The organism is Paenibacillus macerans (assembly GCF_900454495.1).
GTDB classification, from domain to species: Bacteria; Bacillota; Bacilli; order Paenibacillales; family Paenibacillaceae; genus Fontibacillus; species Fontibacillus macerans.
This window is the reverse complement of record NZ_UGSI01000001.1, coordinates 4,345,823-4,372,775: the sequence shown is the minus strand read 5'-3', so window position 1 is coordinate 4,372,775 and position 26,953 is coordinate 4,345,823. Positions and strand designations below refer to the sequence as shown.

Sequence of the window (26,953 nt, the reverse complement as noted above, 5' to 3'; positions counted from 1 at the left end):
TTATTTGCCAAAAATCACCAAATTATTGCTTTTATTCAAAATAGTGGGGGTGCACAGCATGAATTACGAGAATGTAGCTAAAGAAATTGTTCAGGGCGTAGGCGGCGAAAAAAATGTCGTTTCGCTCGTCCACTGTGCGACGAGACTGCGTTTTACCCTGAAGGACACATCGAAGGCGGACAAAGCCAAGCTGGAGAAGACCGACGGGATCATCACGGTCAAGGAAAGCGGAGGGCAGTTCCAGGTGGTCATCGGAAACCGGGTGCCCGAGGTTTACAACGCTATCGGCCGGGTTTCCAAGATTTTGAGCGACGCCAAGCCCGAGGAGACAACGAAGGGCGGCAAAAAAGGCTTTGGAGCCGTGATCGACGTCATTTCCAGCATCTTCGCTCCGCTGCTTGGGGTCATGGCGGGAGCCGGTATCCTCAAAGGGCTGCTGCTGATCGCCAGCAATTTCGGCTGGCTGCAAACGACGGATACGACCTACATCATCCTGTACGCGGCGGCGGACAGCCTGTTCTATTTCCTGCCGGCGCTGCTCGCGGTTACAACGGCCAGAAAGTTCGGCGGCAATATGTTTACGGCGCTGACGATTGCCGGAGCGCTGCTCTATCCCCAGATCATCCAGTTGAAAACGGAAGGAACGGAGACGCACTTCTTCGGCATCCCGGTGATCATGATGAGCTATTCGTCGACCGTCATTCCGATTATTTTGTCGGTTATCGTGATGAGCAAGCTGGAGAAGTTCTGCAACCGCGTGATTCATGAAAGCGTCAAAAACTTCGTGACGCCGCTGATTTCACTCGTCGTTATGGTTCCGCTGACCTTGATCGTGTTCGGGCCGTTTGGCGTGTATGTCGGCAACGCCATCGCCGACGGACTGTTGGCCGCCTTCTCGTTCAGCCCGCTGATCGCCGGCGCCATTCTGGGCGCGTCCTGGCAACTGCTCGTTATTTTCGGCGTTCACTGGGGCTTGGTCCCGGTATTCATTAACAACATCGCGGTTTATGGCAAAGATGGCATCAAGCCGGCGGCTACCGCTTCGGTCTTCGCTCAGACGGGCGCGGCGCTCGGCGTTATGCTGAGAACGAAAAACAAAAAGCTGAAGGCGCTGGCCGGTTCCGCTACGCTGTCCGCGCTGTTCGGCATTACCGAACCGGCGGTGTACGGGGTAACCCTGCCGCTGAAGCGTCCGTTTATCGCGGGGCTGATTGGCGGCGCCGTCGGGGGAGCGATCATTGGCCAGGCGGGTACGCAAGCTTTCGCTTCCGGGGCTCCCGGCCTGCTGACGCTGCCGATTTTCTACGGACCGGGCGGCCAAGGCTTCCCGGGGTTGATCATCGGGATTACGACTTCGTTCCTGCTGTCCGCAGTATTGGCTTATGTGCTGGGCTTCAAAGACCCGGTTGAAGAAGAAGACAAAGGCAAAGCCGGCGCTTCGGCCGAACCGGCCCGGGATCAGGAACAAGGCCCAGCTTCCGATAAACCCAGCGACATGGCGCTCAGCCCGTTAGGCGGTACGGTGGTTCCTTTGTCGGAGGTGCCCGATCCGGCCTTCGCCGCGGAGGCGATGGGCAAGGGCGTGGCCATCGAGCCAGCCGCGGGCCGGGTCGTCGCTCCGTTCGACGGAACCGTCACCGTGGCGTTCAAGAAGAAGCACGCCTTGGCGGTCGTCTCGGATAACGGAGCGGAAATTCTGGTCCATGTCGGGATCGATACGGTCAAGCTGGATGGTCAATACTTCACTTCGTATATCAAAGAAGGCGATCGTGTAGCGGCCGGCCAACTGCTGCTGGAATTCGACCTGGACAAGATCCGCGAGGCCGGCTACCATACGGTTACCCCGGTAATCGTCACCAATACGTTCGATTATTCCGAGGTGCTCCCGCTTCGGCAGGGAGAGATTAGCGAAGGGGACGAACTGCTACGGATCGTCGGCAACGACGCTGAAGCGTAAAGGGAGCCCGGCAAGGTTTTTCCGGGAAAAAGCTAAGGGATAGCCTTGGTAAATCCGGGAAAAAGCCGAGGGATATCGCCCAGGTAAATCCGGAATAGGTCGAGGAGGATCGCCCCAGTGAATTCGGGAATAGGCTGTGGGAAAGGCCCCGGTAAAATTTCCGAGAACAGGCCGGGCGCTTGCTCCGGCAACAAGAAGTAAGGCTCTCCTCGCTGTTGCGTTGGCCTTGCCCGCTGGTCTTGTCCGTTTGTCTTGCCCGCTGGCGTTTCACTCGGATGCCTTGCCTTGCGGGCAGACCGTTGCATGTCGCCCGTCATGTCCCGTCCAACTGCAGGTGTGCCGATTCAAAATTGTATAGTACAATGGGATTAGGCAATAGGCAGACACTTAAGGAGGATCGCTACATCATGCAGAAGTTGGTTTTTTTTGTGGGCGTCGCCGGAACGGGGAAAACGACGGTGGCCCGCAAGCTGGCGTTTCGCATGCCGGCGGCTTTTTTGGACCGCGATACGGTCGGCGGACGTTTCGTCGAAAAGATACTGGAGATGAACGGGCTGGACGTTAACGACCGGGACTCCGATTTTTACAAACATCATCTTCGCGATTTGGAGTATGACACGACCAAGGACATTTGCATCGAAAATTTGGCTGCGGGCCAAAATGTGTTTATGATCTCCCCGTTTACGGCGGAGCTTAAAAACAAAGCTTGGATTGAAGAGGTGCTTCAGGCGGCGGGGTTAAGCAAACGCGAGGTGGACGTCAAGGTCGTTGTCGTCACTTTAAAGGATATGGAGACGCAAAAAGAAAGGATCATCGAGCGGCAAACCGAGCGCGATACGTGGAAGCTGGAGCACTGGGACGACTTCAAACACCGCGTCCAATTCTTGCCGGAAATCAACTGGGATATCCCGTCCTCATCGATTTATGTCTTTGACAACAGCGGCGACCTGACGGAAGAGAAGCTCGAAACCGTATTCCAATTCGTGCAGGGCGTCGGCGTCGAGGTTTAGAGTCCGTAAAACCCTAGGGAACTCATATAACATACTAATAGCAGCAACGCCTGTCCGGCGGCCTTTGGCCGTTTTTGGGACAGGCGTTTTTAGTTGTGGATTACACTTGAACCGGTAATGGGGCGATTACAATAGCCGTCGGATCTGTTTTATAATGGAACGGCATAGTGTTGCAGGCATGCTGATTAAATGTGAAAAATGGATGAGTCTGACGCATTCGGACGGAGGGGGAGAATGGTTTGGATATGAACGCTTATTTGCGAAAAATCGCCTTGCGGCGGGAGGAAGTGCCCTCGTTTGAGCGGTATCCGTTTCACCTTCCCGCGGTGGCTTCGCTGGATCAGATGGAGTTCCATCCCAAGGTCACATACATTGTCGGTGAAAACGGGATGGGAAAATCGACGCTGCTGGAAGCGGTGGCGGTCGCGCTCGGCTTCAATCCGGAGGGCGGAACGCTGAACTTCAACTTCGCGACGGCGGAGACGCACTCCGAGCTCCACCGCTACATCCGCACGGTGCGCGGGGCGTTCCGGCCGCGGGACGGGTTCTTTTTTCGCGCGGAGAGCTATTACAACCTGGCCACGGAAATCGACAAACTCGACCGTGAACCGGGCGGGGGCTCTGTGATCGCGTCTTACGGCGGGAGGTCGCTACATATGATGTCGCATGGGGAGTCTTTTTTCGCGGCGTTTATGAACCGTTTCGGGGGCCGGGGCCTTTACATCATGGACGAGCCGGAAGCGGCGCTGTCGCCGTACCGGCAAATGGCGATGCTGTCGCGCATCCACGATTTGGTCCGTGCGCATTCCCAGTTTATCATTTCCACCCACTCGCCGGTTCTAATGGCTTATCCCGACAGCGCGATCTACCAGTTGACGGCGGACGGCATCCGCACGGTCAAGCTTGAAGACACCGATCATTACATCATTATGAAGGAATTTTTAAACAACCGGGAAGGGATGCTGCGGGAGCTGCTTAAGGATTAGGGGGCCGGATCTTAAGGCCAAGGGCTAAGCGTCGTCTCGGGGGTGACCGCTTAAAGGTCTAAGTAACTCAACTTTCGCAGCAAAAAATCGGCAGGCAAGCCTGGATGTAACCGGATAAAGCAGAGCAATCCATTGCCGGAGTTGACGCTGAATCAGAGGTGGATGTAGAGGCGTCACGACCCGGCGCGATCAGCGTATCTACCTTCTGCACGTAGACGTTTCGAGCTGTGTCACAAATCGACGCCAGGTGAGGGGGACTGTCTAAAGAGGTTGTATCGTGGTGTCCCTGCCTGCTGCCTGCCTTTGCACGATTATCCCCTTCGTTAAGGAGCAGGGAGTGGGGTTAGAGCAAGTCAAGGGTTCCAAAAAAAGAGAAGAAAAAACACAAAAAAAGCTGCGGAAAAAATGAGGCGGTTCAGGTGAGATTTTCGGCTTGATTAGAGAACGTATGTTTGGTATAATGAAATAAACGGAACTTATGTTCGTATATTCTTGATTCGGGGGCGAGTAAACATGGAGATCAATGCGGGAACGGAACTTCAGCCATTCAGCAGCCGTTTTAACAGCGAGCAGGACTGCATGGAAGCGCTAATCGTGATGAAGTGGCCAAACGGCTTTGTCTGTCCGCGCTGCGCTCACACCCGGTGCAGCCGTCTGACCTCCCGGCATATCCCCTTGTTCGAGTGCGGAAAGTGCAAGCATCAAACATCGCCTTTGGTCGGCACGATTTTTGAAGGAACGCATCTGCCCTTGCTCAAGTGGTTCGAGGCCCTGGATTTATTCCTGCTGGAGGGCGGCATCTCGGCGATGCGGCTGCGCCAGGTGATCCGGGTCGCCTACAAGACCGCCTGGTCGATGCTGCACAAAATACGCCATGCCGTGGGGGAGTTCGATGCCCGGGAGCTGCTCTCCGGAGACGTGAAGGTGAACAGTGATCAGTATGGGCGTAATCCGTCCCGGTGTCAGCTTTCGCATCCGTACGCCTCGGCGGTCGTAGCCGGCTGCACGGTCACGGAGTCGGGCGAGCCGGAGCAGGTCAAAATCCGCCTGGTGCCGCATAAGCGGGGAGACGGGAAAATGGCAAACCGTCACGATCTAACCGCTTTTATTAGCGGGCATGTGGATGTCCGTACATCGGCGGTACAATTGTTTCCTCAGGCCTTTCGGCTGTATGCTCCCTTGCGGAAAGTGGTGAGGGAGGCGTGGAAATCGCTGAAGAGTACGTATGGAGCCTTGGGACTGAAGCATCTGCAGGCGTACCTGAACGAGTACACCGTACGCCGCCGGCTGCGCCTGCAAGGAGGACGGCCCGGAGCGGAAGAAACGATGCGGCAGCAGTTGCTGCAGATGTGTGTGGCGATTCCGGCGATCCCTTACCGCCGGCTGATCGCGCGCCAACCGAACCAGCCCCTTGCGGTTGCGGCCTGATCGAGACGCTGGAACGGTAGGGGTTACTTGATGCGGATCAACTTAATGGGTCCTTAATCTCCTGTCTTGACCTCTTGTCCGGTCTGTTTCACCCTCTAAACCTGATTTTCTTTCCTAAGCCCATCTAAATTATCTCAACCTATCTGCTTCTCCACAAATATTTTTTCTCCTGAGCTTGTCTTTCTCTCTGCTACCTGATCAAGCGGGATAATCGTGCAAAGCGCCCGGACAGCGAGCGTTGATCTAACACCCACCCCATTTCCCTATCCTCAAGCTTTCGGGCGCCCTTCCGTGGTTCTTGCCTCGATCGGTTTTCGACTTTGCAAGAATGAATTTGCTGACCGTATCTCTGTATAGTGCAGGCTGTTCCTTATGCGGCGTATGCCCGCAGCCCTTCATCATAATGATCTCGCCTTGCGCGGCTTCCTTATACGCCCGAATATGACGCTCGCATGTGACGGGATCGTGCTCCCCCAGAATAAGGAGGGATGGAACCGACAACCGGGACAGAAGCGGAACTGCAGATTCAAATATTTTCCCTTCTTCCCTTAGCCGGCTGAGGTGAATATCCGTTCTTTCTCCGAATTCGTCCCATTCTTCTTCTGTGTACAAAGAATCATCCGTCAGCGTCTCATATGGGGAGTAAATGAGCTCTTTCTTTTCGCCCAGTTCTTCTCCAAACTGAATGTACCGGTCAAAAAGCTCCCTCGCGGAAAGGTTACTCGCCGTCAATCGCAAACATTGTTCGGAACGCTCCGCATCGCCCAGAGTTTTGAAAATAGAAGCTGCTTTCGTCAACAGGCTTAGCGCAGTCCATTTAAAATCGAACGTGGGACATTCAAAAATAACGTTCGCAACAGAGTCCGGATGGTCCGCTGCATAGATCAAAGCCAAATAACCGCCGAACGAGTGGCCGATCACCGACCATTGCTTGATGCCGAGTTGCCGCCTGAGATTTTCGCAATCGTCAATGAGATCCTTAAGGCCAAAAGGCTCGTCTTCCAAAATCTTGTCGGAACGGCAGACTCCCCGTTGATCGATGGCAATGACAAAAAGTTCTGCCACAAGCTTCTCCGCTTGGTGATACACAAATTCGTAACTGCTCTCGCCGGGCCCGCCGTGCAAAAAAAGTACTGCGGGCGAGCCTGTTTTGCCGAAAATCTCGACATGCAATTTTTTTCCGCGGACAACGCATGGTTGAATCATTTTTTAGCGCCCCTTCTGTTCCAGCTTTCCCTCCAGCGCCTCGCCCGCCAGCAATGCCATAACCGCATCGTCCATCGGCGGATTGTGCAGGCCGGCGCGGACGTCGCGGTAGTAGCGCTCGAGCGGATGGCTTTTCGACAAGCTCGTTCCGCCGACGATACGCATCGCCAGATCAACGATCCGGATCGCGCCGTTGGTGGCGGCCAGTTTGGCGAGCCCGAGGTCGGATCGCAGCTTTGGCCTTAGCTCAGGATGGCGGTCCCAACGGTTCGCCGCGGCGTACAGCATCTGCCGGGCCGTCCGCTGCTCCAGTTCCATCTGGCCGATGAGCTGGCGAATGTTCGGCAGTTCGGCGATCGGGCCTTTGATGCTGTTCGGGCGGCAGGAGGCGGCAAAGCGCAGGGCGAATTCACGCGCGGCCAGAGCGATGCCCATATAGCAGGCCGGAATGTGCAGCAGCCATCCGCCGCCGTCGTCGATTGCAGCGCCGCTGGGTTTCAGCAAATGGTTTTCCGGTACAAAAACATGGTCGAGGATGACGTCATGGCTGCCCGTAGCCCGCATGCCGAGGGTGTCCCAGGTTTCCTCAATCGTTACGTCCTGCATCATGACGAGGAACTCTTCGGTTTTACCGGTCGTTTCACAATAAGCGGTGACGATGCAGCGGTCGAGCGCGGGTGACAGTGTGCTGAAATTTTTCCGGCCGCTCAGCACCCAGCCGCCCTCCGCCGCTATAGCCGTCGTCGAGGGCCGGCCGCCGCGGCTCGGGCTTCCGGTCGCCGGCTCGCTGGCGAACGCGTTGATCATGACGCCTTTTTTCACAATGTCCCGGCATAGCTCCGCCCATAGCGGTTCAGGCCAACTGCGGCTTTCCCGCAAGTTCAGCACCTTGCCGGCATGCCAGCCGACAGCCAGCGCCGTGGAGCCGTCCCCCATCGCCAGCCGTTCCTGCAGTTGTACCATTTCATATAAAGAAATGCCGTCGCCGCCAAACGCCTCAGGTACGGTCAGCTTCATATAGCCAAAATCGCGCAAATCGTCGATGTTCTCGTGCGGAAATGTACCCAGCCGGTCATGCTCCGCAGCCCGGTCCGCAAACCGCGCCGCGAGCGCCTCCAGCCTGAGCAAGCGCCCACGCTCCCGATCGCTGCGAATATACGGATCATATTGAATATCCATTCGCGTGTCGCCCCTTTTTTCGGAGTTATATGCCCTTGCCGCCGATAGGGCGGATTTGGATGGATTCCACGCCGGCGATCAGCGGCATGGCCCGCTGGATGGACGCTTTCGCCGCTTCTTGTTGGAGTGAGGCGTCATGCGCCTCCTTATTGCTCCAGACTTCCGTCACCCACACGGTATCCGGTTCCGTATCGGAGATGTTGACGATATATAATTCGCATTCCTGGACCGGCTCGGCCCCGGCGGCGGCTTCCAACAAGATGTCGGCCAGTTTGTCGCGCTCCCCGGGTTTGGCGGTAAACCTGGCGTACATTCCGTATTTGCTCATAGCAAATCCCTCCGTTATCGTTGTGGCTGTAATCCGGACAGCTTAAATTATCGCTTAAAATTTAATGATTAGCAATGTTTGGCAAAGCAGAACCGATGGGTCTGGCGGACCATTTTGCGCGGTTGGCGGCTTTGGGCAAATTCAGCTCCGAAACCATGGTATAATGACGACAATATAGCACGGACTTTTCCATTTTATCGCGACAGGAGTGGATTACGATGCCCAAAGTGGTGCTGGCCGGAGGCACGGGGTTTGTCGGAAGCGCTTTCGAGCGCCGGTTTAGGGAAATGGGGTATGAGATCGGCATGATTTCCAGGCAGGCTTCCCACATTTCCTGGGATGACCGGACGGGAATGACGCAGGCGCTGGAAGGGGCCGATTTGCTGGTCAATCTTGCTGGCAGATCGGTAAACTGCCGTTATACTCTGGAAAACCGCCGGCTGATCCTGGAGTCGAGAACGGAGACCACGCGCTTGCTCGGGGAGTGCGTTTTGGCGTGCCGCCGTCCTCCGGCGCTGTGGATCAATTCAAGTACGGCAACGATCTACCGGCATGCGGAAGATCGTCCCATGACCGAGGAAGGCGGCGAAATCGGCGCGGGATTTTCGGTTGATGTGGCCAAGGCGTGGGAGCAGGCTTTCTTCGCTTTTGACCTTCCGGCCACGCGGCAGATTGCGCTCCGCATTGCCATCGTGCTGGATGACGGCGGGGTGATGGGGCCGATGCGCAATCTGGTCCGCTTCGGGCTCGGCGGGCCGCAAGGTTCCGGGCGGCAGCAGTTCAGCTGGATTCATATGGAAGACTTGTTCCGGATCGTGATGTTTCTGCAGCAGCATCCCAAGCTGGATGGTGTCTTTAACGCTTCAGCGCCGCATCCGGTCACCAATCGGGAGTTGATGGCCGGCTTGCGCCGGGCGATGGGCATCCCCATCGGGCTGCCGGCGCCGCGCTGGATGCTGGAGCTCGGGGCGCGGCTTATCCGCACGGAGACCGAACTGGTGCTGAAGAGCCGCTGGGTCCTGCCGGAACGGCTGCTGCAGGCAGGATACACGTTTAAGTACGATACGCTGGACGCGGCATTGAAGGAGATCTTGTCGCGTTAGCGGACAGCTGCGGCCGGCAGAGCTGGCTGAGCTGGCTGCACCGGCTGCACTGGCTGCACCGGCAGAGCTGGCTGTTGCTGGCCCCGGCGGTTTCACGGATGGGCTTTTTTCGCTTTGCGGATTTTGTAATATCTATTGGATTTTTCCAACGAGAGGGTGGAGAACGAGGGGGAGGATCATCCGGGAATCGAGAGTGAATCCAATAAAGTTATGGACAACAAGAAGTGGGGATGGGGAAATTGCAGCTTAGAAAAGTAAAAATACTCGGCACGGGAAAATACATGCCTTCGCGGCGCGTCACGGATGAGGAGCTGGACCGTCTGCTTGGCGTTCCGGCCGGATGGACCGGCAAAATCACGGGGGTTGGCGAGCGCCGCTATGCGGCCGAAGGGGAGACGTCATCCTATATGGGAGCGAGGGCGGCGGAAATGGCGCTGGAAAGCGCCGGGCTTAACTTCGCCGACATCGACTGCCTGGTGTGCACGAGCGGCACGAAGGAGCAGCCGCTGCCCAGCACGGCCGTTTTCATCCAGCAAGCCATGGGCGAGGAGGACTCGGGGGTACCGGCCTTTGATATGGACGCCACCTGTCTAAGCTTCCTGAACGGGCTTGACGTTATGTCGTACCTGGTCGATTCGGGCCGGTACCGGCGGGTGCTGCTGGTGGCGACGGAGATTGCTTCGGCCGGGCTGAATTGGGCCGATAAGGAAAGTGCGGCGCTGTTCGGCGACGGGGCGGCCGCCGTGGTGATCGGCCAGGCCGAACCCGGGGAGGCCTCGCGGATCGTATACGCCTCCATGAAAACATACAGCCGCGGCGCCCGGTACTCGGAGATCGCTGGCGGCGGGACGCGCCGCCATGCGTCGCAATATTCGGCGGATCGCCCCGAGCCGTTCCTGTTCAGCATGAACGGGCAGGCGATTTTTCGCATGGCCTCCAAGCTGCTTCCGGAATTTCTGGACGGTTTGCTGGCTCCGTCGGGGACACGCTTGGAGGATATCCGGCTCGTAATTCCGCATCAGGGCAGCGCGATGGCGATGCGCCTGCTGCGCAAGAAGCTAGGCATTGCGGAGGACCGCTTCTTCGATAATACTCGGAACCATGGGAACACGATCGCCGCTTCCATTCCGATGGGGCTGCATGAAGCGATCGCGCAGCGGCGCATCCGTCGCGGCGACCGGGTGCTGATGCTGGGGACGGCGGCAGGCCTGTCACTGGGAGGGCTGCTGCTTGACTACTAGGCCGCTGCGGATTTTGCTTACGGGAGGCCGGGCCCCGATTGCGCTGGAGCTTGCTCGCCTGCTGCATCGCGCCGGGCACCGGGTATTCGCGGCCGAGAGCGCGCGTCATCACCTGTGCCGGCGATCCGCGGCGGTGGAGCGGAGCTTTCACGTTCCTCCTCCGCGGCAGCAGCCGCAGGATTACCTGGCCGTGCTGGAGACGGTGATCGGGCAGTGGGACATCGACCTGTTGATTCCGCTGTGCGAAGAGACTTTCGTTATCGCCGGCGGGGCAGAGCGGCTGAAGATCCGCTGCCGTGTGCTGGTATCGCCGCTGGAGCTGCTGCACGAATGGCACCATAAATACCGCTTTATTCAGCGCGCCGCTTCCCTGAGGTTGCCCGTCCCGCGTACGACGCTGTTGAACAGCCGCGAGGCATGGCAGGCGACGATGAGCCTTGCTGCTGCGGAAGGCAGGAGCGTGGTGCTGAAGCCGGCCTATTCGCGCTTCGCCTCCCGCGTGATCCTGCCGGCGGCTGCGGGAGCGGGGCCGTGGAAGAGCCCAGCGGCGGCGGAGCCGCCTGGGGAGCGCCCTCGCGGTCTTCGCGAATGTGACGGGTCAGACGGCCGTGGCGGGCCAGGCGGTCCTGGCGGGACAACGCCGCTAGAGAGCGGCAGGGCTATACCATCACGGAGCGGCGGGAGTATACCGCTAAGGAGCGGCAGGGCAATGCCCCCAAGGGGCGACCTGGCTATGCCGCATAGGAGCATACAGCCGCCGCCTCCGGGAGGAAGCGAGCTGTCGGAGGCGGCGCCCTGGGTGGCGCAGGATTATATTGCCGGCCGGGCGGTGTGCACCTACAGCGTTGTGCACGACGGACGCATCGTGGCCCATGCCGCCTACGGCAGTCGTTACCGGACCGGGAAAACGGGGGCGAGCGTCCATTTTGAATATATGGAGCATGAAGGGGCCCAGGAATGGGTTCGCCGCTTTTTGAACGGAACAGGATTCAGCGGGCAGATCGGTTTCGACTTGATCGAGCAAAACGGCGGCAAACTTTACGGGATCGAATGCAATCCCCGGGCGACCAGCGGCATTCATCTGTTCGAGCCTGGCATCGGCCTGGAACGGGCGCTGCTCAGCCCCGGGGAGCTGGCGGCCGAAGGCGCCGTCATCCGGCCGCGCCCGGGGAGCAAGGCGATGCTGGCTCTGCCGATGCTTGGCTGCGGATGGCGGGAGCTGCTGCGCGGAGACCCTCGCTCCTGGCTGGCGGCGGCCCGGGGGAGCCGGGACGCCGTCTTCCGGACGGATGACTTTAGGCCATGGCTGGAGCAGGCGCTGGTCGTATACGATGCCTTCCGCAGTGCCCGCAGACTGGGGATTACGCTGACAGAAGCGTTAACTTACGACATAGAATGGAACGGTGAACCGTTATGAAAGCATTGGTAACTGGGGCGACGGGGTTTTTGGGAGGACATCTGGCCAGGCGGCTGCTCCGGGAGGGCTGGGACGTAACCGGCATCGGACGCAATCCCGAACAGGGCCGGCGGCTCGAGGCTGAAGGCATCAGGTTCCGCAATCAGGATTTGCGTGACGAGAGCGGCACTGCCGCCGCTTGCACTGGGCAGGATGCGGTCTTTCACTGCGCGGCGTTATCCTCGCCATGGGGCAAATACCGCGACTTCTACGGCTGCAATGTGGAGGTAGCCCGGATACTCGCCGAGGCCAGCCTGCGAGAGGGAGTGCGCCGCTTCATTCATGTATCGACTCCAAGCGTATATTTCGATTACGCCCCCCGCCTGGACATCCGCGAGTCCGAGCCGCTGCCGGTGAAAGGAGCGAATCATTATGCCGTCACAAAACGCCTGGCGGAGCAGGTTGTGGAGCGGTATCACGCCATGGGGCTGCCGTCGGTCATTATCCGGCCGAGAGCGGTATTCGGCCCCAATGACCAGGCGCTGTTCCCGCGCATCGTCGCCGCGAGCGGCAAATCCGGCGTACCGCTGATCGGCGGGGGGAAGGCGCTGATCGACGCGACCTACGTGGACAACGCCGTGGACGCGCTGCTGAACGCCTGGAACGCCCCCGAAGATGCGGCGGGCCGGGCCTATAACATTACGAACGGCGAGCCGCGGGAATTCGCCGCGCTGGTGGAGACACTGTTCCGCATGCTGGACCTGCCGCTGAAAACCCGCGTCATTTCCTACCGGAAAGCCTACGGAGCGGCTGCGGTGCTGGAAGGGCTGCACCGGCTGATCCCGGCGCTGGGCGAGCCGCTGCTAACGCGTTATACCGCCGGGACGCTCGCCCTCAGCCAGACGCTTGATATTACGGCTGCGCGCGCGCTGCTCGGTTATGCTCCGCGCGTCAGCCTGGACGAAGGGCTGCGGCGTTTTGCGGAATGGTGGAGGGGACGGTCATGTTGAAGAGCATCCAAACGACCGCTCCGGCTAAGGCGGCCGGGGTCCTGACAAGCCTCCCGCCTGGGGCGCCTAAGGCTCAAACAAGCCCTCCGCCTGAGGCGTCCAAGGCTAAAGCAAGCCTTCCGCTTGAGGCGTCCAAGGCCCAAGCAAGCTCTCCGCCTGAGGCGTCCAAGGCTAAAGCAAGCCTTCCGCCAGAAGCGTCAAAGGCTCAGTCAAGCTTCCCCGCAAAGGTCAGGGTGCAATTGTATTTGGGTGCGGCCGGGTACTGCGTTCATCCGGAATTTTTGACCCTGCGCGGCGGACGGCTGCGCCCGGTCCGGTTCCCGGCGGGATTTGCCTGCATCGTCCATCCGCGGCACGGGCCGGTGATGGTGGATACGGGGTACAGCTTCCGCTTTTTTGAGGAGACCTCCCGGCTGCCGAATGCGCTGTACCGGTATATTACGCCGGTGGTGTACGAGGAGCGCGACAGCGCCGCAAACTGGCTGCGGGAGAGGTTCGGCATGGAGCCGGAACAGATCAAATACGTGATTTTGACGCATTTTCATGCCGATCATATCGCGGGCGTCAAAGATTTTCCGCAGGCCAAACTGATTTATTTGCCCCAAGCCTACGAGGCCGTACGCTCGCTGCGTCCCCTGGCCGCCGTTAGAGCCGGGTTCCTGCCCGGCCTGCTGCCGGACCCCGAGCGGTTCGCCGCAAGATCGGAGCCCATTGACACGGGTGCGCAGCGATTCCGCTTGGGGCCGGAGTTTCCTTTTGCCGAAGGATTCGACGTCTTCGGGGACGGCAGCGTGATCGCCGTGGAAGTATCCGGCCATGCGGAGGGGATGATCGGACTGTTCGCGAGTACGGAGGAGGCCGACTATTTTCTCTGCGCGGATGCGGTCTGGTCTAGCCGGGCGTTCCGCGAAGGGCGCAGGCCGCATCCGGCGGCGGGGATCATCATGTCGGACAGGCGGGAATACGGACGCAGCTTCGACCGGTTGACGGAGCTGCACCGGAAGTATCCGGACATCCGGATCGTGCCCAGCCACTGTACCGAGGCGCTTAGGTTGTGGGGATCGGAGGCGATGGAACGTTGAGCATCTTGGGTACGCTGCGGATCGTATATCATTACTGGCTTACGCGCCGGAGACGAAAATGGAGCAGCCGGGTCCGTCTTGAGCGTTGGCAGGAACGCCGGGTGATTCGCCACATCCGGTGGGTTCGGGCTAACTCTGCTTTTTACCGCGAATGGTGGAACGGTCTTGAGGATTCGGCGTGGCGAAGCTTTCCCCTGATGGACAAGGCGCTGATGATGGAGCATTTCGACCGGATCAATACGGCCGGCATCCTGAAAGAGGAAGCGCTGGCGTTGGCCGCCGCGGGGGAGGCTACCCGCAATTTCAGCCCTGTGATCAAAGGCATCACGGTCGGGCTGTCGTCCGGAACGTCGGGCAATCGCGGACTGTTTCTGGTGAGCGGGCGGGAGCAGAATGCCTGGACCGGCACGGTGCTGGCAAAGCTGCTGCCCGGAGGGCTGCGGAAGCCGGCGAAGATCGCCTTTTTCTTGCGGGCGAACAGCAATCTGTACGAATCGGTGCGGCGCGGCAAGCTGGAATTCCGGTATTTTGACCTGCTGGACCCGGTCGGCAGACTGGTGGAGCGCATGGAGGCGTACCGGCCAACGGTGTGGGTCGCCCCGCCCTCCATGCTGAGAATGCTGGCGGACGAATTCACGGCGGGCAGACTGACGGCGCGGCCGTCCAAGCTGATCTCGGTCGCCGAAGTGCTGGATCCGCTGGACCGGAACGTTATCGAGAGAACGTTTGGGCAAACCGTCCACCAGGCCTACCAGTGCACCGAAGGTTTTTTGGGGGCGACGTGCGAGCGGGGGACGCTGCACTTGAACGAGGATGTCGTCCACATTGAAAAAGAATACCTCGACCCGGCCACCCGGCGCTTCGTGCCGATCGTGACCGACTTCTCCCGCACCACCCAGCCGATCGTGCGCTACCGCCTGAACGATGTGCTGACCGAAGCGGCGGAGCCCTGCCCCTGCGGCTGCCCCTTCACCGCCATCGTGCGGATCGAAGGGCGCTGTGACGATATCCTGTATTTTCCTCATAGCCGTACGGGGGAACCGGTCGCGGTGTTTCCGGATTTTGTGGCGCGGGCGGTGATTGCCGTCTCGGCTGCGATCGAGCATTACCGGGTTGTCCAGCTCGCCGGCGGGGAGCTCGATATCTCGCTGCAGCTTGCGGCGGACAGTTCTCGCGCGGACGTTGAGGCCGAAGTAAGCAGGCAGCTTCAGGAACTGAGCCGCAGGCTGGAAAGCGACTTGCCCGAGGTCCGCTTTAGCCCGTACCGCTTCGTTCCGGGGGTGACCAAGCTGCGTAGGGTGGAACGAAAGGCTGCTGAATAGGCATTTGGAGAGAATAGAGCAACAGCGATGCATTGCATCGAATGTTTCTGACCAACATTGTTATTTCTAACGGTTGCCACAACCACTATTTGCTCCAAAAACGCCGATTTCAAACTCTAAGGGTTGCCATCGCGCTTATTTTACTGAAACCCGGCTACTTTTACCCAGATTGAGGCTATTAACGGTGCTCACAACCGTTAGAAATTAGAAAAGGTCATTTTATGCAAAATAGCGGCTGACACATCCGTTAAATTTCCGGCATGCGATCGTATCGGTTCCAAAGCCTGCGCTTTTGCGGGAAAGCTCGAAGGTATCGGGCTATAATCATTTATTTCCGGAACGTGTTATGTTAGCGGTTCGTAGCAATGGGTGGATAGACCAAGACAGGGGGAAGATTTATGGCGGAGCAACTAGCTGAGCGGGGTGACGGTGCCGTCCTGGTAAGCGGCGGCCTGCCGGTCGCTCTCGTTACGGGGACGTCCAGCGGATTTGGCCTGCTCACAGTTCTGACGCTTGCCCGTAGAGGGTACCGGGTCGTGGCCGCGATGCGCGACTTGGAGCGCAGGCATGAGCTTGAGCAGCGGGCGGCCCGCGAGGGGACGGCGGAGCGGATCCGCTGCGTCCGTCTCGATGTGACGGAGCACGCGTCGATTGGACCGGCCGTGGACGAGATCGTCCGCCGGTACGGGCGGTTGGACATGCTGGTGAACAACGCGGGCATGGCCGTCGGGGGCTTCGTCGAAGAGGTGCCGATGGAAGACTGGCGGCGCCAGATGGAGACGAATCTGTTCGGAGTCATTGCGGTGACGCGGGCGGTGCTGCCGGTGATGCGCGCGCAGCGGCGGGGGCTGGTGGTCAACGTCTCCAGCGTCAGCGGATTAGCCGGTTTTCCCGGTTATGCGCCTTACGCCGCTTCCAAATTCGCCATTGAGGGCTTCTCGGAAAGCCTGCGTCATGAAATACGGCCGTTTGGCGTCCGGGTCGTGCTGGTGGAGCCGGGGGCTTACCGTACCCCGATCTGGAACAAAGGAATCGGCGAGATTCGCATTGATCCCGGATCACCCTACCGAGCGCAGCTTGAGGCGGTGCTGCGGTATTCGCGCAAGGCGGCTGAGACGGCGCCCGATCCGCAGGAGGTGGCCGATCTGATCGGGCGAATCGCCGGCATGCGCGCTCCGCGCCTGCGGTATGCGCTGGGGCAGGGCTCTCGCCTGCTGATTTGGAGCAAAGCGCTGCTGCCGTGGAAGTGGCTGGAATGGATCTTCGCCAAAGCGCTGCGTTAAGGTCGTGCCAGAGCGCTGTGTTAAGGCCGTGCCAAACCCGTACCAAACCCGTACCAAGGCCGTACCAAAGCGCTCGATGACTGTTGCTCCCCATCGCGGGCATGGTATGATTAAAACGGTACATATGGAAGGCGTTGCCGGTGGGACCCCATGATATGGTTGAAGTAAGCGTCCGGGGCAAAGGGGATAGCCCATCGGGCCGCAACAAGTGGTCTGGGCGCAAGGTTCAAGGCCTTGGGAATACTTTCTGAGAGGACAAGCGAGGTGATTTGACGATGAGATGTAAGCTCTGCGGTAATTGCCCGGTGCAGTTGACAAACTGGTAACCGGTTTCACCGGGCTTAATTGATGGGTTATCAGGCAAATGCACCGCTCTGTTTTTTTAAAATATTCAAAAAAAGAGAGGGGCAATTGTTCGATGAACGCAATGAACCGAGACGAATTAAGAAAACTGTGGCAAGCGGAAGAAACGAAAGGCTTTCAAGGTTGGGATTTCTCCTATCTGGCCGGCCGGATGGAGGAAGAAGAGCTTCCTTGGGATTATAAAGCAAACGTACAGGCGCGAATGAGCGGAGATACGGTCATGCTGGATATGGGCACGGGCGGCGGAGAGTTTCTGCTGTCGCTGTCGCCGCCGGCGGACTATAATTTATCCCAAACCGCAGGCGAACTGAAGGCGGCCGGGTTTGAGGTGCTGGAGCGCCGGGAATACTTCCCGGAGCTGCGCTTTAAGGATGTCGGCGCGTTTGTTTTTTTCGCCAAAATCATTGAATGGGAATTTGCCGGCTTTTCCGTGGACCGCTGCTTTGAACGGCTGCTTGAACTGCACGAGGCTGTTGAACGGGACGGGCACGTCACGAGCCGGGAGCATCGCTTTTTTATTTTAGCGCGTAAACCGTTTATATGATGAACGATACCGCCGCTTTTGTAAAAGGAGAGGAAGCTTTTTGCCTTATTTTACGATTTTTGCCTCCCGGAACGATATCCGCGATATCGGCGGGCTGATCCACGAGGCGTTTGGGGACGGTTTTAAAATAACCGGTGGAGGTCCGGGCGAAACGGAGTTTTCGCTCCTGCCGAAAGGCTGGTTCAAAAGCAACAAAATCACGATTCGCGTGGCCTCGGAGGATACCGATCCGGATTATTTCGATAACAACATTCCGGGGATGATGGGATTTTACGACAGCATTCCGTTTGAAGACGAGGAGTTGAAGCGCCGCGTGCTGCTCCAAATCTCCGTGATCAACACGATGCTGGCGATCGAAACGGAAAAAGAGTACGGCCAGGACTCCCTGGAACGCTTCATTAAGCTTGCCGCGAAGGTCGACGGGATCGGGTTTATCCCCGACGGTACGCTGCTGGACCGGGACGGCCGGGTGATCGTGTATCCGGACGGCCGGTCCGATGCCGCGGACTTCAGTCCGCGAGCCTGCACGCGAAAAATTCGGGGCGAAGATCGCTCCACCCCGGAGGGAGCGGAAAGAAAGCAAAGTAATTTGGCTTATCTCAAAGAAAAGCAAATTCCGTATTTGGAGCATCTGCCTGAGCTCCCGCCGTTAAGCGAGCTTAAGGTCAAATCCAGGGAGGAGATCGCCCGCCGGGCGGCGGCTCTGCTGATCGTCATCCAATATGCGTGCGATGTCGCCCAGGAGAGCGATCTGGCGGAGTCAAAAGCTTTTGTGACCGGCCTGCTGGATCAATTCGGGGTGGCGGATGAACTGACCGAAGCGGAGAGAGAGCTGTTGGAGCAAGCGGAGCCTGCCCGTCAGGACGCCATCAACCTGACCTGGCAGTACGAAGCCTATTGGGCGCTGCTATGGGCGCTTGGGGTGGTGGATTCGCTCGATTTTCCGGACCATACGTGCGACTGCGATTTTGCGATTAAGGCGGTTTCAAGCTGCGGCGGCTTTGCGGAGTTTCTGGAGCGGACGTCGCTGCGCCGGCCGGAAGAGATTTTGGACGAGGCCGACCGAATCTACCGGCTGCATTGGGCCTGCGTTAACGACCGGATTCAAGGCCGGGAGCCGGCGGGCGGCCTGATCGAAAGCGTCGTGATGGAACGCCGCCGCGGCCTATTCTGGATGATCGGCCACCGGAATGAAGCGTGGGACGACATTAGCATGGATACGTGATGTGTGATTAGCTGTACATGAACTCATTTGGAACTGCTGGACCTGGACCTGCCCCTGGGGCGGGTCCTTTTTTGTTAAACTAGTTTTCCTGGCTAGACCAGGCGGGGGAAATAGCGGAACAAAAGGGCGTTATTTACGCGATATGTCGGTCCTTTCGCAAAATAGGGCCCTTTTATGTCGTTATTTTAGTCGTGGGCGGTAAAAAGGCGGTACTTCCGGAGGGCAGCGGGGGGAATAAAGACATTTTTTGCCGTTATTTTGCGCGCAAAGGGGAACAATGCCAGAATAACGCCCAAAAAGTACGCTATTTCGGGGCTGGCCAACGCTATCCTGTGATTTTTGCCGCTCCCAATTGCAGAATCCAAACTGTTCATATGCGCGGGCATCTCCTACTTTAGAGCTATAACCAACTGAGTTGCTTCATCAGATACTAGTATCGCACATGAGGGATTGCATCATGAGGGAACGCAAGATTGTCGACCTTCTGACCGGCAGTCAGGTCCCGGTAAAAATGAACGAGCTGACACATCAGCTCGGACTGGCGGAACGGACGGTCAGAGAGCTGATCCGAGGCCTGAACAAAGACGGCGAGAAAAACGGCTTTCGCATCCGGATGATCCGCGGTCTAGGTTACCGTCTGGAGATTACGGACGGCCTACCGGCTGCAAATGAAAAAACAACGTGAAAACAACTTCGATTTGAACAACAAGGGCCAGGGAAGTGGCCGACTGGATCGCCGTCGAATATGCCATTTCGCTGCCGCAGGACGAGGTCGAGTATTTGGCGCTGCATTTGTCCGGCAAAACGATCGCCCAGCATATCGGGGACGAGGAAAAAGCGGAGCTCCGCAGCGGGATGAGCCGTATTTTACAAAGGCTGGACGAGGAGTTTTTGACCGGTTTCAACCGGGACGAGGAGCTGCGGGAAGCGCTGCTGATGCATATGTTTCCGCTGGTGGAGGATGTGTACAGCGAATACGCCAACGTCTTCGTCATTTCGTTCCGGTTCGCGGGAATTATCGAGGAGAAATACGGCTTCAAAATCTCCCGGGACGAGGCGGGTTATGTGGCCCTTCATTTTGCGACCCATCTGGAGCGGATGAAGCAGCAGCGGCTCGAACAGTTCCGGCGGATCGCCGTCGTGTGCTCTTCGGGCGGGGGCAGCGCGCACTTGATCCGGCTGAAATTGGAGTCGATTTTTCCCAAAGCTTCGGTGATTACGGCTTCCATCACGGAGCTGGACAAGCTGCAGGACCAGCCGCTGGACTTGATTCTGACCACGATCCCGCTGTAGGACGAGATTACGAAAAAACCGGTCATCCACATCAAGCAGTCATATCGTGACGCCGATCATTACGAGCGGACTGGCCATCCTGCTGACCGCTTTGGGTATCTTGTCCGTCCTCAACGGGGTACAGGTTCCGCTGGGCATTCCTATCATTTTCAACGGCTGGATGACCGGCGGCTGGCGCGTCGGCTTGTTCCAAATCGTGCTGATCGCGATCAGCGTGGCGATGTACTATCCGTTCTTTAAAAAGGCCGATGCCGAGGCGCTGGCCGATGAGCAAGCGGCCGAGGCGAAGGAGCGGGAGCAGGCGGCGGTGCAGGCTTAGAACTTTTAGATGATAAGGCGGTGAGGTTCGTTTATGGCGAGTGTTTTTCCGAAACATTTTTTGTGGGGCGGGGCGGTTGCGGCCAACCAGGTCGAAGGTGCTTATAACGTAGCCGGAAAAGGGCTGTCGACCGCTGATGTCGTCCGTTATGTTCCGCCGGAGGAGCGCGGGAGCCTGGAGGAACTGCTTGGCATGACCCGCGCCCGGCTGGAGGAGGCGATCGCGGATACGGAAGGCAACTACCCCAAACGGCGGGGGATCGATTTTTATCACCGGTATAAGGAAGATATCGCGCTGTTGGCGGAGATGGGCTTTAAAGTGTTCGGCTTGTCGATCTCCTGGCCGCGGATTTTTCCGAACGGGGACGATGAGGCGCCCAACGAAGCGGGGCTGGCGTTTTACGACCGGGTGTTTGACGAGCTGTTGAAGCACGGGATCGAGCCTTTGGTGACGATCTCTCATTACGAGATGCCGGTTGAGCTGGTGCGGCGCTACAACGGCTGGGCTTCCCGGGAACTGATCGGACTGTTCGTCCGCTATGCGGAAACTTTGTTTATGCACTACAAAGGCAAGGTTAAATATTGGCTGACTTTTAACGAGATTAATTGTACTTTGAAGGCGCCTTTTTTGGGAGCCGGCGTACTTGTTGAAGGTGAAGTTAATCCGAAGCAGTTGGCTTTTCAGGCTTGCACGGACGTGCAGGTGCGCGGGCGTTTACCCGTCGTTCATCAAGCGGTACTGGGAGGAACCGGCGTGGCGGTCGAGATGCAACCTGGGGACAAAGCGATTTTGCGAGACAATCTCGTCGATTATCTAGCGTTCAGCTATTACATGTCGGTCACGACCAGCGCCAATCCCGAAGGCGCGGTGCGCGGCGGGGCGGGACAGGCGGCGGGCAATCTGTCGTCCGGGCTGGCCAACCCTTATCTGGAATCCTCGGAGTGGGGCTGGCAGATCGACCCGGTTGGCTTACGCATCGTTTTGAAGGAGATGTACGACCGTTACCGGATTCCGCTGTTCGTCGTGGAAAACGGGCTTGGCGCGGTCGACCGGATCGAAGCGGACGGCAGCATCCGGGATGATTACCGGATCGAATATTTTGCCCGCCATATCGAGCAGATGGGCGAAGCGATCAAGGATGGGGTGGAGCTTTGGGGCTACACCAACCTGGGGCTGCATCGACCAGGTCTCCGCCTCCACCTCCGAGATGCGAAAAAGATACGGATTCATTTACGTGGATCAGGATGACGAGGGGAACGGAACTCTGGAGCGGGTCCGCAAAAAAAGCTTTTATTGGTACAAAAAAGTCATCGCTTCTAATGGGGAATATCTTGGCAACCCTTAGGGGAAGAACTCAGCAACCTTTATTCGAAGGCGTGGCTGTCCGGAGCAGTGTTGAACTGCGTTGGGGCGGCCTTGTTTTTTCACCTTAGAATTTATAACTCAACTTTCTGAGAACAAAAATCAGCTTGAGTCCCTGAGCTGAAGGTGTTCAAAGAATTAAGATAGGCGGACGGAAGAGGTGTCTGGCTCAACCTTATAATCCTTGCTTGCCAGTCAAGTCGAAAGCCGATCGTGGCAAGAAACGCGGAAGGGTGTTGAAAGCTTGAGGACAGGGAAGTGGGGGGGCGGCAGATCAACACTCGCTGTCCGGAGACTTTGCACGATTATCCCGTTTGATCAGGTAGCAGAGAGAAAGACAAACTCGGGAGAAAAAAAATTTGTGGAGAAGCAGATAGGTTCGAGATAATTTAGACGGGCTTAGGAGAAGGAATCAGGTTTAGGGGAGGTGAATCAGATCAGACAGGAAATCAAGACAAAAATCAAGACAGGAGATCAAGGACCCATTAAGTTGATCTGCATCAAACTCCCCCATCGTTTCCAGCGTCTCGATCAGGCCGCAGCCGCAAGGGGCTGGTTCGGTTGGCGCGCGATCAGCCGGCGGTAAGGGATCGCCGGAATCGCCACACACATCTGCAGCAACTGCTGCCGCATCGTTTCTTCCGCTCCGGGCCGTCCTCCTTGCAGGCGCAGCCGGCGGCGTACGGTGTACTCGTTCAGGTACGCCTGCAGATGCTTCAGTCCCAAGGCTCCATACGTACTCTTCAGCGATTTCCACGCCTCCCTCACCACTTTCCGCAAGGGAGCATACAGCCGAAAGGCCTGAGGAAACAACTGTACCGCCGATGTACGGACATCCACATGCCCGCTAATAAAAGCGGTTAGATCGTGACGGTTTGCCATTTTCCCGTCTCCCCGCTTATACGGCACCAGGCGGATTTTGACCTGCTCCGGCTCGCCCGACTCCGTGACCGTGCAGCCGGCTACGACCGCCGAGGCGTACGGATGCGAAAGCTGACACCGGGACGGATTACGCCCATACTGATCACTGTTCACTTTCACGTCTCCAGAGAGCAGCTCCCGGGCATCGAACTCCCCCACGGCATGACGTATTTTGTGCAGCATCGACCAGGCGGTCTTGTAGGCGACCCGGATCACCTTGCTCAGCCGCAGCGCCGAGATGCCGCCCTCCAGCAGGAATAAATCCAGGGCCTCGAACCACTTGAGCAGGGGGAGAGGCGTTCCTTCAAAAACCGTGCCGACCAAAGGCGATGTTTGATGCTTGCACTTTCCGCACTCGAACAAAGGGATATGCCGGGAGGTCAGATAGCTGCACCGGGTTTGAGCGCAGCGCGGGCAGACGAAGCCGTTTGGCCACTTCATCGCGATCAGCGCCTCCATGCAGTCCTGCTCGCTGTTAAAACGGCTGCTGAATGGTTGAAGTTCCGTTCCCGCATTGGCTTCCATATCCGCTTACCTCCCGAATCAAGAATACACGAACATAAGTTCCGTTTATTTCATTATACCAAACATACGTTCTCTAATCAAGCCGAAAATGTCACCTGAACCGCCTCATTTTTCCCCTCTCCTTTTCTTCTCTCTTTTTTTGGAACTCTTGCTCTAGCCTCCATCCCCTGCTCCATGAACGAAAGGGATAATCGTGCAAAGGCAGGCAGCATGCAGGGGCACCAAGGCACAAACTAGGTAAAGTACAACGCACGCTCCTTCAGCGGCGTGTTTTATTTGCTGTGCGACGAAGTCGGCACATTCGATTGGCTGGTTGCCTTACAACAGTTGCTTGGGTTGATCGATAAGAACCTGACTCTACTCGCGGGTAGAAACCGCATATCAATCGCTCCAATCGCGCGGGGCCCCATCCGAAATTTTTCACCCCTCATGCCGCGAATCGTCACCTTACAAAATTGATAGCGCTAACATTACAATGGGGTTAAGCATAAAACGAGGGGGGAACTACCGGATATGAAAAAGAGACTGACCCAAAAATGGATCGCTATGATATGCAGCGCCGCCATGCTGGCGCTTTTGCTGGCCGGGTGCGGCGGAGGAGGCGAAACCGCCGGGAGCGGCAGCGGGAATGGCGGGGAGAAGGTGAGCATCTCGATCTGGCATAACTGGACCGGGCAGGACGCCAAGGCGGTAGCGATGCGGAAAATCATTGAAGATTTCCGGGCGCAAAACCCGGACATCGAGGTGGTCGACGAAGGGCTGCCGACCGACGGGCTGAAAACCCGGCTGCGCACGGTGGCGGCGGCCGACGAAATGCCCGACTTGTTCGTGATGTGGCCGGACGCCATGACGAAGGAGTTCGTCAAAGGCGATCTGCTGCAGCCGATCGATGACGAACTGAACGCCAACCCGGACTGGAAAAACGGCTTCATCCCGAACGCCTTGGACGGTTACACCGTGGACGGCAAAATCTACTCCGTACCGATGAACCTGGCGCCGAGCTCTTTTATTTTTTACAATGATACACTGTTCAAAAAATACAACGTCAAGGTGCCGGAAACGTGGGAGGAGCTGGAGGCGGCGATCCAAACGTTTAACGACAACGGCGTGATTCCGATCGCGCTGGGCAACAAAGCGAACTGGGTGGCGCAGTCGACGTTTTTCAGCACGGTGGCGGATCGGATTACGGGGACGGACTGGTTTCTGAAAGCGGTGGAGCAGAATGGGGCCAAGTTTACCGACCCTGAATTTATCGAGGCGCTTAAGACTTTCCAAAAGCTTGGGGAAATCAACGCGTTCCAGGAAGGCTTCAACAGCCTGGACGAAACGCAAATGATGCAGCTGTACTTCCAGGGCAACGCGGCGATGGTCGTCAACGGCGGTTGGGCGCTGGCCAACCTGGTTAACAACGCGCCGCCTGAGGTGCTGGACAACACGCATATCACGATCGTTCCGGCGATTGCGGGCGGCAAAGGCGATCCGGCTACGACCTCCGGCGTCGTGGGAACGGGTCTTGGCGTCAGCAAGAAGCTGGATGGCGGCAAAAAGGAAGCGGCGATGAAGCTGTTTTACGCGCTGGCCGGGCCGGACGGGCAAAAGGCGACGCTGGACAGCAGCACCCTGGTCAGCTACAACATCGAGCTGGACAAGAGCAAAGCGCACCCGCTGTTCGTGGAACTGTACGACTTGGTACAGGGGATCAAAATTGTGCCGGTCTATGATTCCAAGCTTGGCTCGGCCACGGTCGAGGTGGTCAACAACGGGCTGCAGGAGCTGCTGATGGGCGGCAATCCGGAGACAATCGCCCGTAAAATCCAGGATACGCAGGCTGCCGTAGCGGCGAACTAAACTTAGACCCCTTCCCCTTGAGGGGAGGGGGTTATTTTAATCAAGGGGAAGTGAGACTTATGAATGCGCTGCGTAGCAGGCGTTTTATCTTCACGGGCCTGGCGCCCGCCGTGATTCTCTATGCGCTGTTCGTGTTTGTACCGGTCGTCTGGTCGGCGTATTACGGTTTTTTCAACTGGTCGGGCATCGGCGAGGCGAAGTACAACGGGCTCGGCAATTATGCGGAAATTTTGCGGGATCCTGTCTTTTGGCGGGCGCTGAAAAACAACATTATTTTCGTGCTTGCTTCGGTGTTCGGGCAAATTCCGCTGGCGCTGGCATTGGCGGTGCTGCTGCATAAGGAGAACGGGGTGCAGCGGTTCCTGCGCTCGGCCGTTTTTCTGCCGATGGTGCTTTCGACGGTGGTGATCGGGATGATTTGGCAGTACATTTACCATCCGCAAATCGGGATTCTTAACTTTTTGCTGGATGCGCTTGGACTGAAGAGCTGGAAGCTGCAGTGGCTGTCGGACGGGAATATCGCCATCTATTCGCTGCTGCCGCCGCTGATCTGGAGTTATGCGGGCCTGTATTTGATCATTTTCATATCCGCTTTGCAAAATATCCCCGGGGAAATCCACGACGCGGCCAAAATCGACGGGGTGTCCGGGGGGCGCAAACTGGTGGCGATCTCGCTGCCGATGATCAAAAACACGGTTCAGGTCGCGGTCGTCCTGTGCATTTCCGGGAGCCTGAAGTCGTTTGACCTCGTGTACATCATGACGAAAGGCGGACCGGCCCACGCCACCGAGCTGCTGGCGACGTATATGTACAACTCGACGTTTTCGACCTACCGCTACGGCTTTGGCAGCGCGATCTCGACGACGATTATGGTGATCAGTTTGCTGCTGATCGGAACGAGCCAATGGCTGACGAGCCGTAGGAAAAGCGCGGCGTGAGAGCACGGCGTAATCAAGAAGGGAGGATTCAGGGATGCACACGGCTACGCCGATATCCGCAGAAGCGCCGCCGCGAGACGGACATGGCGTTCTGCGAAAAATAAGGAATGGAATTCTATGGACGGGACTGACGATCTATGGCATTTTAACGTTGTACCCGTTTTTTTGGCTGGTGATCAGCGCCTTTAAAACGAATGCGGATTTTTATGCCCGTCCCTTCGGGCTGCCCGAGGTGTGGCGCGGGGACAACTTTTTGCGGGCATGGGAAAGCTCGCGGCTGGGATCGGCCTTCGGCAATTCGCTGGTGGTGTCGGCCGGATCGTTGGCGCTTACGCTGTTTATCGCGGCGCTGACATCCTTTGTGCTGGCCCGCTTCCAGTTTCGCTGGAAGGGCGGGGTGCTCGCCTTTTTCGTAGTCGGCATGCTGATCCCGATTCACAGCACGCTGGTGCCGCTGTTTATCCTGATGAAGCAGATGTCGCTGCTGAACACCTATTGGGCGTTGATATTGCCCTATACCGCTTTTGCGCTGCCGACGGCGATTTTCGTGCTGACGGCGTATTTGACGAGCGTGCCGCGCGAGCTGGAGGAGGCCGCGTTTATCGACGGGACCGGGCTGTGGGGTCTGTTTTTCCGCATCATGCTGCCGATGTCGGTGCCGGCGCTGGCCACGGTCACGATCATCAGCTTTTTGCACGCTTGGAACGATTTCTCGTTCGCCCTCGTGTTTATCAACAAAACGGTGCTCAAAACGCTGCCGCTGGCCATCGCCAACTTTGCGGACGGCTACCAAACGGATTACGGCTTGACGCTGGCGGCGATGATGCTGTCCGTGCTGCCGACGATCGCGCTTTATTTGCTGTTCCAGGAGCAGATGATGAAGGGGATGACCGCCGGCGCGGTGAAAGGATAGGGGGCAGGTAAGAGCATTTCGCGCGGCTGCCCTGATCCGTTCAAATCAATAGTTCAACATCAATTGTTCAGCTATATGGTAAGCGGCGTTTGGTTTGACAGTCGGCTGCTGGGGCGAGCGATCGTCCGGAAATGGCGGTCAACTGGAACGAGGATTAACTGGAACGAGGAT

The 26,953-nt window shown here is 57.8% G+C and carries 24 protein-coding genes and 1 pseudogene; 20 read left to right on the top strand and 5 right to left on the bottom strand.

Going from position 1 to position 26,953, the window contains the following annotated elements:
* The first annotated feature begins 58 nt into the window (after positions 1-58).
* The 4 genes from DYE26_RS19605 (at position 59) to DYE26_RS19590 (ending at position 5,381) form a co-directional block, all read left to right on the top strand.
* Positions 59-1,957 (top strand): PTS beta-glucoside transporter subunit IIBCA, encoded by a 1,899-nt coding sequence (locus DYE26_RS19605; RefSeq protein ID WP_036626467.1) that lies wholly within the window; start codon positions 59-61, stop codon positions 1,955-1,957.
* Positions 1,958-2,364: 407 nt separating this feature from the next.
* On the top strand, positions 2,365-2,967 hold the full coding sequence (locus DYE26_RS19600; protein ID WP_036626466.1) for a P-loop nucleotide/nucleoside kinase family protein: 603 nt from the start codon (positions 2,365-2,367) through the stop codon (positions 2,965-2,967).
* A gap of 245 nt (positions 2,968-3,212) precedes the next feature.
* Complete coding sequence (locus tag DYE26_RS19595; RefSeq protein ID WP_036628873.1) at positions 3,213-3,953, top strand: AAA family ATPase; 741 nt, start codon at positions 3,213-3,215, stop codon at positions 3,951-3,953.
* Between the two features lie 513 nt (positions 3,954-4,466).
* A complete protein-coding gene (locus tag DYE26_RS19590) occupies positions 4,467-5,381 on the top strand; it encodes a transposase (protein ID WP_036626465.1) in 915 nt (304 codons plus the stop codon).
* 243 nt (positions 5,382-5,624) lie between these two features.
* Here DYE26_RS19590 and DYE26_RS19585 read toward each other — a convergent pair whose 3' ends face one another.
* Genes DYE26_RS19585 through DYE26_RS19575 form a run of 3 tightly spaced genes read right to left on the bottom strand, consistent with a single transcriptional unit; the run spans position 5,625 to position 8,094 of the window.
* Positions 5,625-6,587 carry an alpha/beta fold hydrolase gene (locus tag DYE26_RS19585; protein WP_063836337.1) on the bottom strand — a complete coding sequence of 321 codons (963 nt, stop codon included), beginning with the start codon at positions 6,585-6,587 and terminating at the stop codon, positions 5,625-5,627.
* A gap of 3 nt (positions 6,588-6,590) precedes the next feature.
* The gene (locus tag DYE26_RS19580) at positions 6,591-7,766 is read right to left on the bottom strand and encodes an acyl-CoA dehydrogenase family protein (RefSeq protein WP_036626464.1); all 1,176 of its coding nucleotides are present in this window, start codon (positions 7,764-7,766) and stop codon (positions 6,591-6,593) included.
* Positions 7,767-7,791: 25 nt separating this feature from the next.
* Positions 7,792-8,094: a putative quinol monooxygenase gene (locus tag DYE26_RS19575; protein WP_036626463.1), complete on the bottom strand. Its 303-nt coding sequence runs from the start codon at positions 8,092-8,094 to the stop codon at positions 7,792-7,794.
* A gap of 218 nt (positions 8,095-8,312) precedes the next feature.
* On the opposite strand from DYE26_RS19575, the gene DYE26_RS19570 reads away from it, so the two are divergent.
* The 9 genes from DYE26_RS19570 to DYE26_RS19530 all read left to right on the top strand — a co-directional run bounded on the left by DYE26_RS19570 (position 8,313) and on the right by DYE26_RS19530 (position 18,663).
* A complete protein-coding gene (locus DYE26_RS19570; protein WP_036626461.1) occupies positions 8,313-9,197 on the top strand; it encodes a TIGR01777 family oxidoreductase in 885 nt (294 codons plus the stop codon).
* 239 nt (positions 9,198-9,436) lie between these two features.
* On the top strand, positions 9,437-10,438 hold the full coding sequence (locus DYE26_RS19565; RefSeq protein WP_036628871.1) for a beta-ketoacyl-ACP synthase III: 1,002 nt from the start codon (positions 9,437-9,439) through the stop codon (positions 10,436-10,438).
* Positions 10,428-11,855 (top strand): ATP-grasp domain-containing protein, encoded by a 1,428-nt coding sequence (locus tag DYE26_RS19560; RefSeq protein WP_051985734.1) that lies wholly within the window; start codon positions 10,428-10,430, stop codon positions 11,853-11,855. The genes DYE26_RS19565 and DYE26_RS19560 overlap by 11 nt, the downstream gene beginning before the upstream one ends.
* The gene (locus DYE26_RS19555) at positions 11,852-12,844 is read left to right on the top strand and encodes an NAD-dependent epimerase/dehydratase family protein (RefSeq protein ID WP_036626460.1); all 993 of its coding nucleotides are present in this window, start codon (positions 11,852-11,854) and stop codon (positions 12,842-12,844) included. The genes DYE26_RS19560 and DYE26_RS19555 overlap by 4 nt, the downstream gene beginning before the upstream one ends.
* Positions 12,838-13,926 (top strand): MBL fold metallo-hydrolase, encoded by a 1,089-nt coding sequence (locus tag DYE26_RS19550; RefSeq protein ID WP_082207948.1) that lies wholly within the window; start codon positions 12,838-12,840, stop codon positions 13,924-13,926. The genes DYE26_RS19555 and DYE26_RS19550 overlap by 7 nt, the downstream gene beginning before the upstream one ends.
* A 2-nt stretch (positions 13,927-13,928) precedes the next feature.
* A complete protein-coding gene (locus tag DYE26_RS19545) occupies positions 13,929-15,248 on the top strand; it encodes a F390 synthetase-related protein (protein ID WP_036628864.1) in 1,320 nt (439 codons plus the stop codon).
* 398 nt (positions 15,249-15,646) lie between these two features.
* On the top strand, positions 15,647-16,531 hold the full coding sequence (locus DYE26_RS19540; protein ID WP_051985733.1) for an SDR family oxidoreductase: 885 nt from the start codon (positions 15,647-15,649) through the stop codon (positions 16,529-16,531).
* 418 nt (positions 16,532-16,949) lie between these two features.
* The gene (locus DYE26_RS19535; protein ID WP_051985732.1) at positions 16,950-17,438 is read left to right on the top strand and encodes a hypothetical protein; all 489 of its coding nucleotides are present in this window, start codon (positions 16,950-16,952) and stop codon (positions 17,436-17,438) included.
* 40 nt (positions 17,439-17,478) lie between these two features.
* A complete protein-coding gene (locus tag DYE26_RS19530; RefSeq protein WP_036626458.1) occupies positions 17,479-18,663 on the top strand; it encodes a DUF4272 domain-containing protein in 1,185 nt (394 codons plus the stop codon).
* A 185-nt stretch (positions 18,664-18,848) separates the two neighbouring features.
* Here the strand turns inward: DYE26_RS19530 and DYE26_RS19525 are convergent, their stop codons facing one another.
* Positions 18,849-19,037 (bottom strand): hypothetical protein, encoded by a 189-nt coding sequence (locus tag DYE26_RS19525; RefSeq protein WP_036626456.1) that lies wholly within the window; start codon positions 19,035-19,037, stop codon positions 18,849-18,851.
* Between the two features lie 83 nt (positions 19,038-19,120).
* On the opposite strand from DYE26_RS19525, the gene DYE26_RS19520 reads away from it, so the two are divergent.
* The 4 genes and pseudogenes from DYE26_RS19520 (at position 19,121) to DYE26_RS19505 (ending at position 21,620) form a co-directional block, all read left to right on the top strand.
* Entirely contained in the window at positions 19,121-19,348 is a 228-nt protein-coding gene (locus DYE26_RS19520; RefSeq protein WP_036626455.1) for an HTH domain-containing protein, read from the top strand.
* 35 nt (positions 19,349-19,383) lie between these two features.
* A complete protein-coding gene (locus tag DYE26_RS19515; protein ID WP_036626453.1) occupies positions 19,384-19,956 on the top strand; it encodes a BglG family transcription antiterminator in 573 nt (190 codons plus the stop codon).
* Between the two features lie 46 nt (positions 19,957-20,002).
* A complete protein-coding gene (locus DYE26_RS19510; RefSeq protein ID WP_036626452.1) occupies positions 20,003-20,275 on the top strand; it encodes a hypothetical protein in 273 nt (90 codons plus the stop codon).
* A gap of 33 nt (positions 20,276-20,308) precedes the next feature.
* A pseudogene (locus tag DYE26_RS19505) lies at positions 20,309-21,620 on the top strand (family 1 glycosylhydrolase).
* Between the two features lie 548 nt (positions 21,621-22,168).
* On the opposite strand, the gene DYE26_RS19500 reads toward DYE26_RS19505, so the two are convergent.
* The gene (locus DYE26_RS19500; RefSeq protein WP_036626451.1) at positions 22,169-23,083 is read right to left on the bottom strand and encodes a transposase; all 915 of its coding nucleotides are present in this window, start codon (positions 23,081-23,083) and stop codon (positions 22,169-22,171) included.
* A gap of 513 nt (positions 23,084-23,596) precedes the next feature.
* On the opposite strand from DYE26_RS19500, the gene DYE26_RS19495 reads away from it, so the two are divergent.
* Genes DYE26_RS19495 through DYE26_RS19485 form a run of 3 tightly spaced genes read left to right on the top strand, consistent with a single transcriptional unit; the run spans position 23,597 to position 26,782 of the window.
* On the top strand, positions 23,597-24,931 hold the full coding sequence (locus tag DYE26_RS19495; protein WP_036626449.1) for an extracellular solute-binding protein: 1,335 nt from the start codon (positions 23,597-23,599) through the stop codon (positions 24,929-24,931).
* Positions 24,932-24,990: 59 nt separating this feature from the next.
* Entirely contained in the window at positions 24,991-25,869 is an 879-nt protein-coding gene (locus DYE26_RS19490) for a carbohydrate ABC transporter permease (protein WP_036626448.1), read from the top strand.
* A 34-nt stretch (positions 25,870-25,903) separates the two neighbouring features.
* Complete coding sequence (locus DYE26_RS19485; RefSeq protein ID WP_036626446.1) at positions 25,904-26,782, top strand: carbohydrate ABC transporter permease; 879 nt, start codon at positions 25,904-25,906, stop codon at positions 26,780-26,782.
* Positions 26,783-26,953 lie beyond the last annotated feature (171 nt).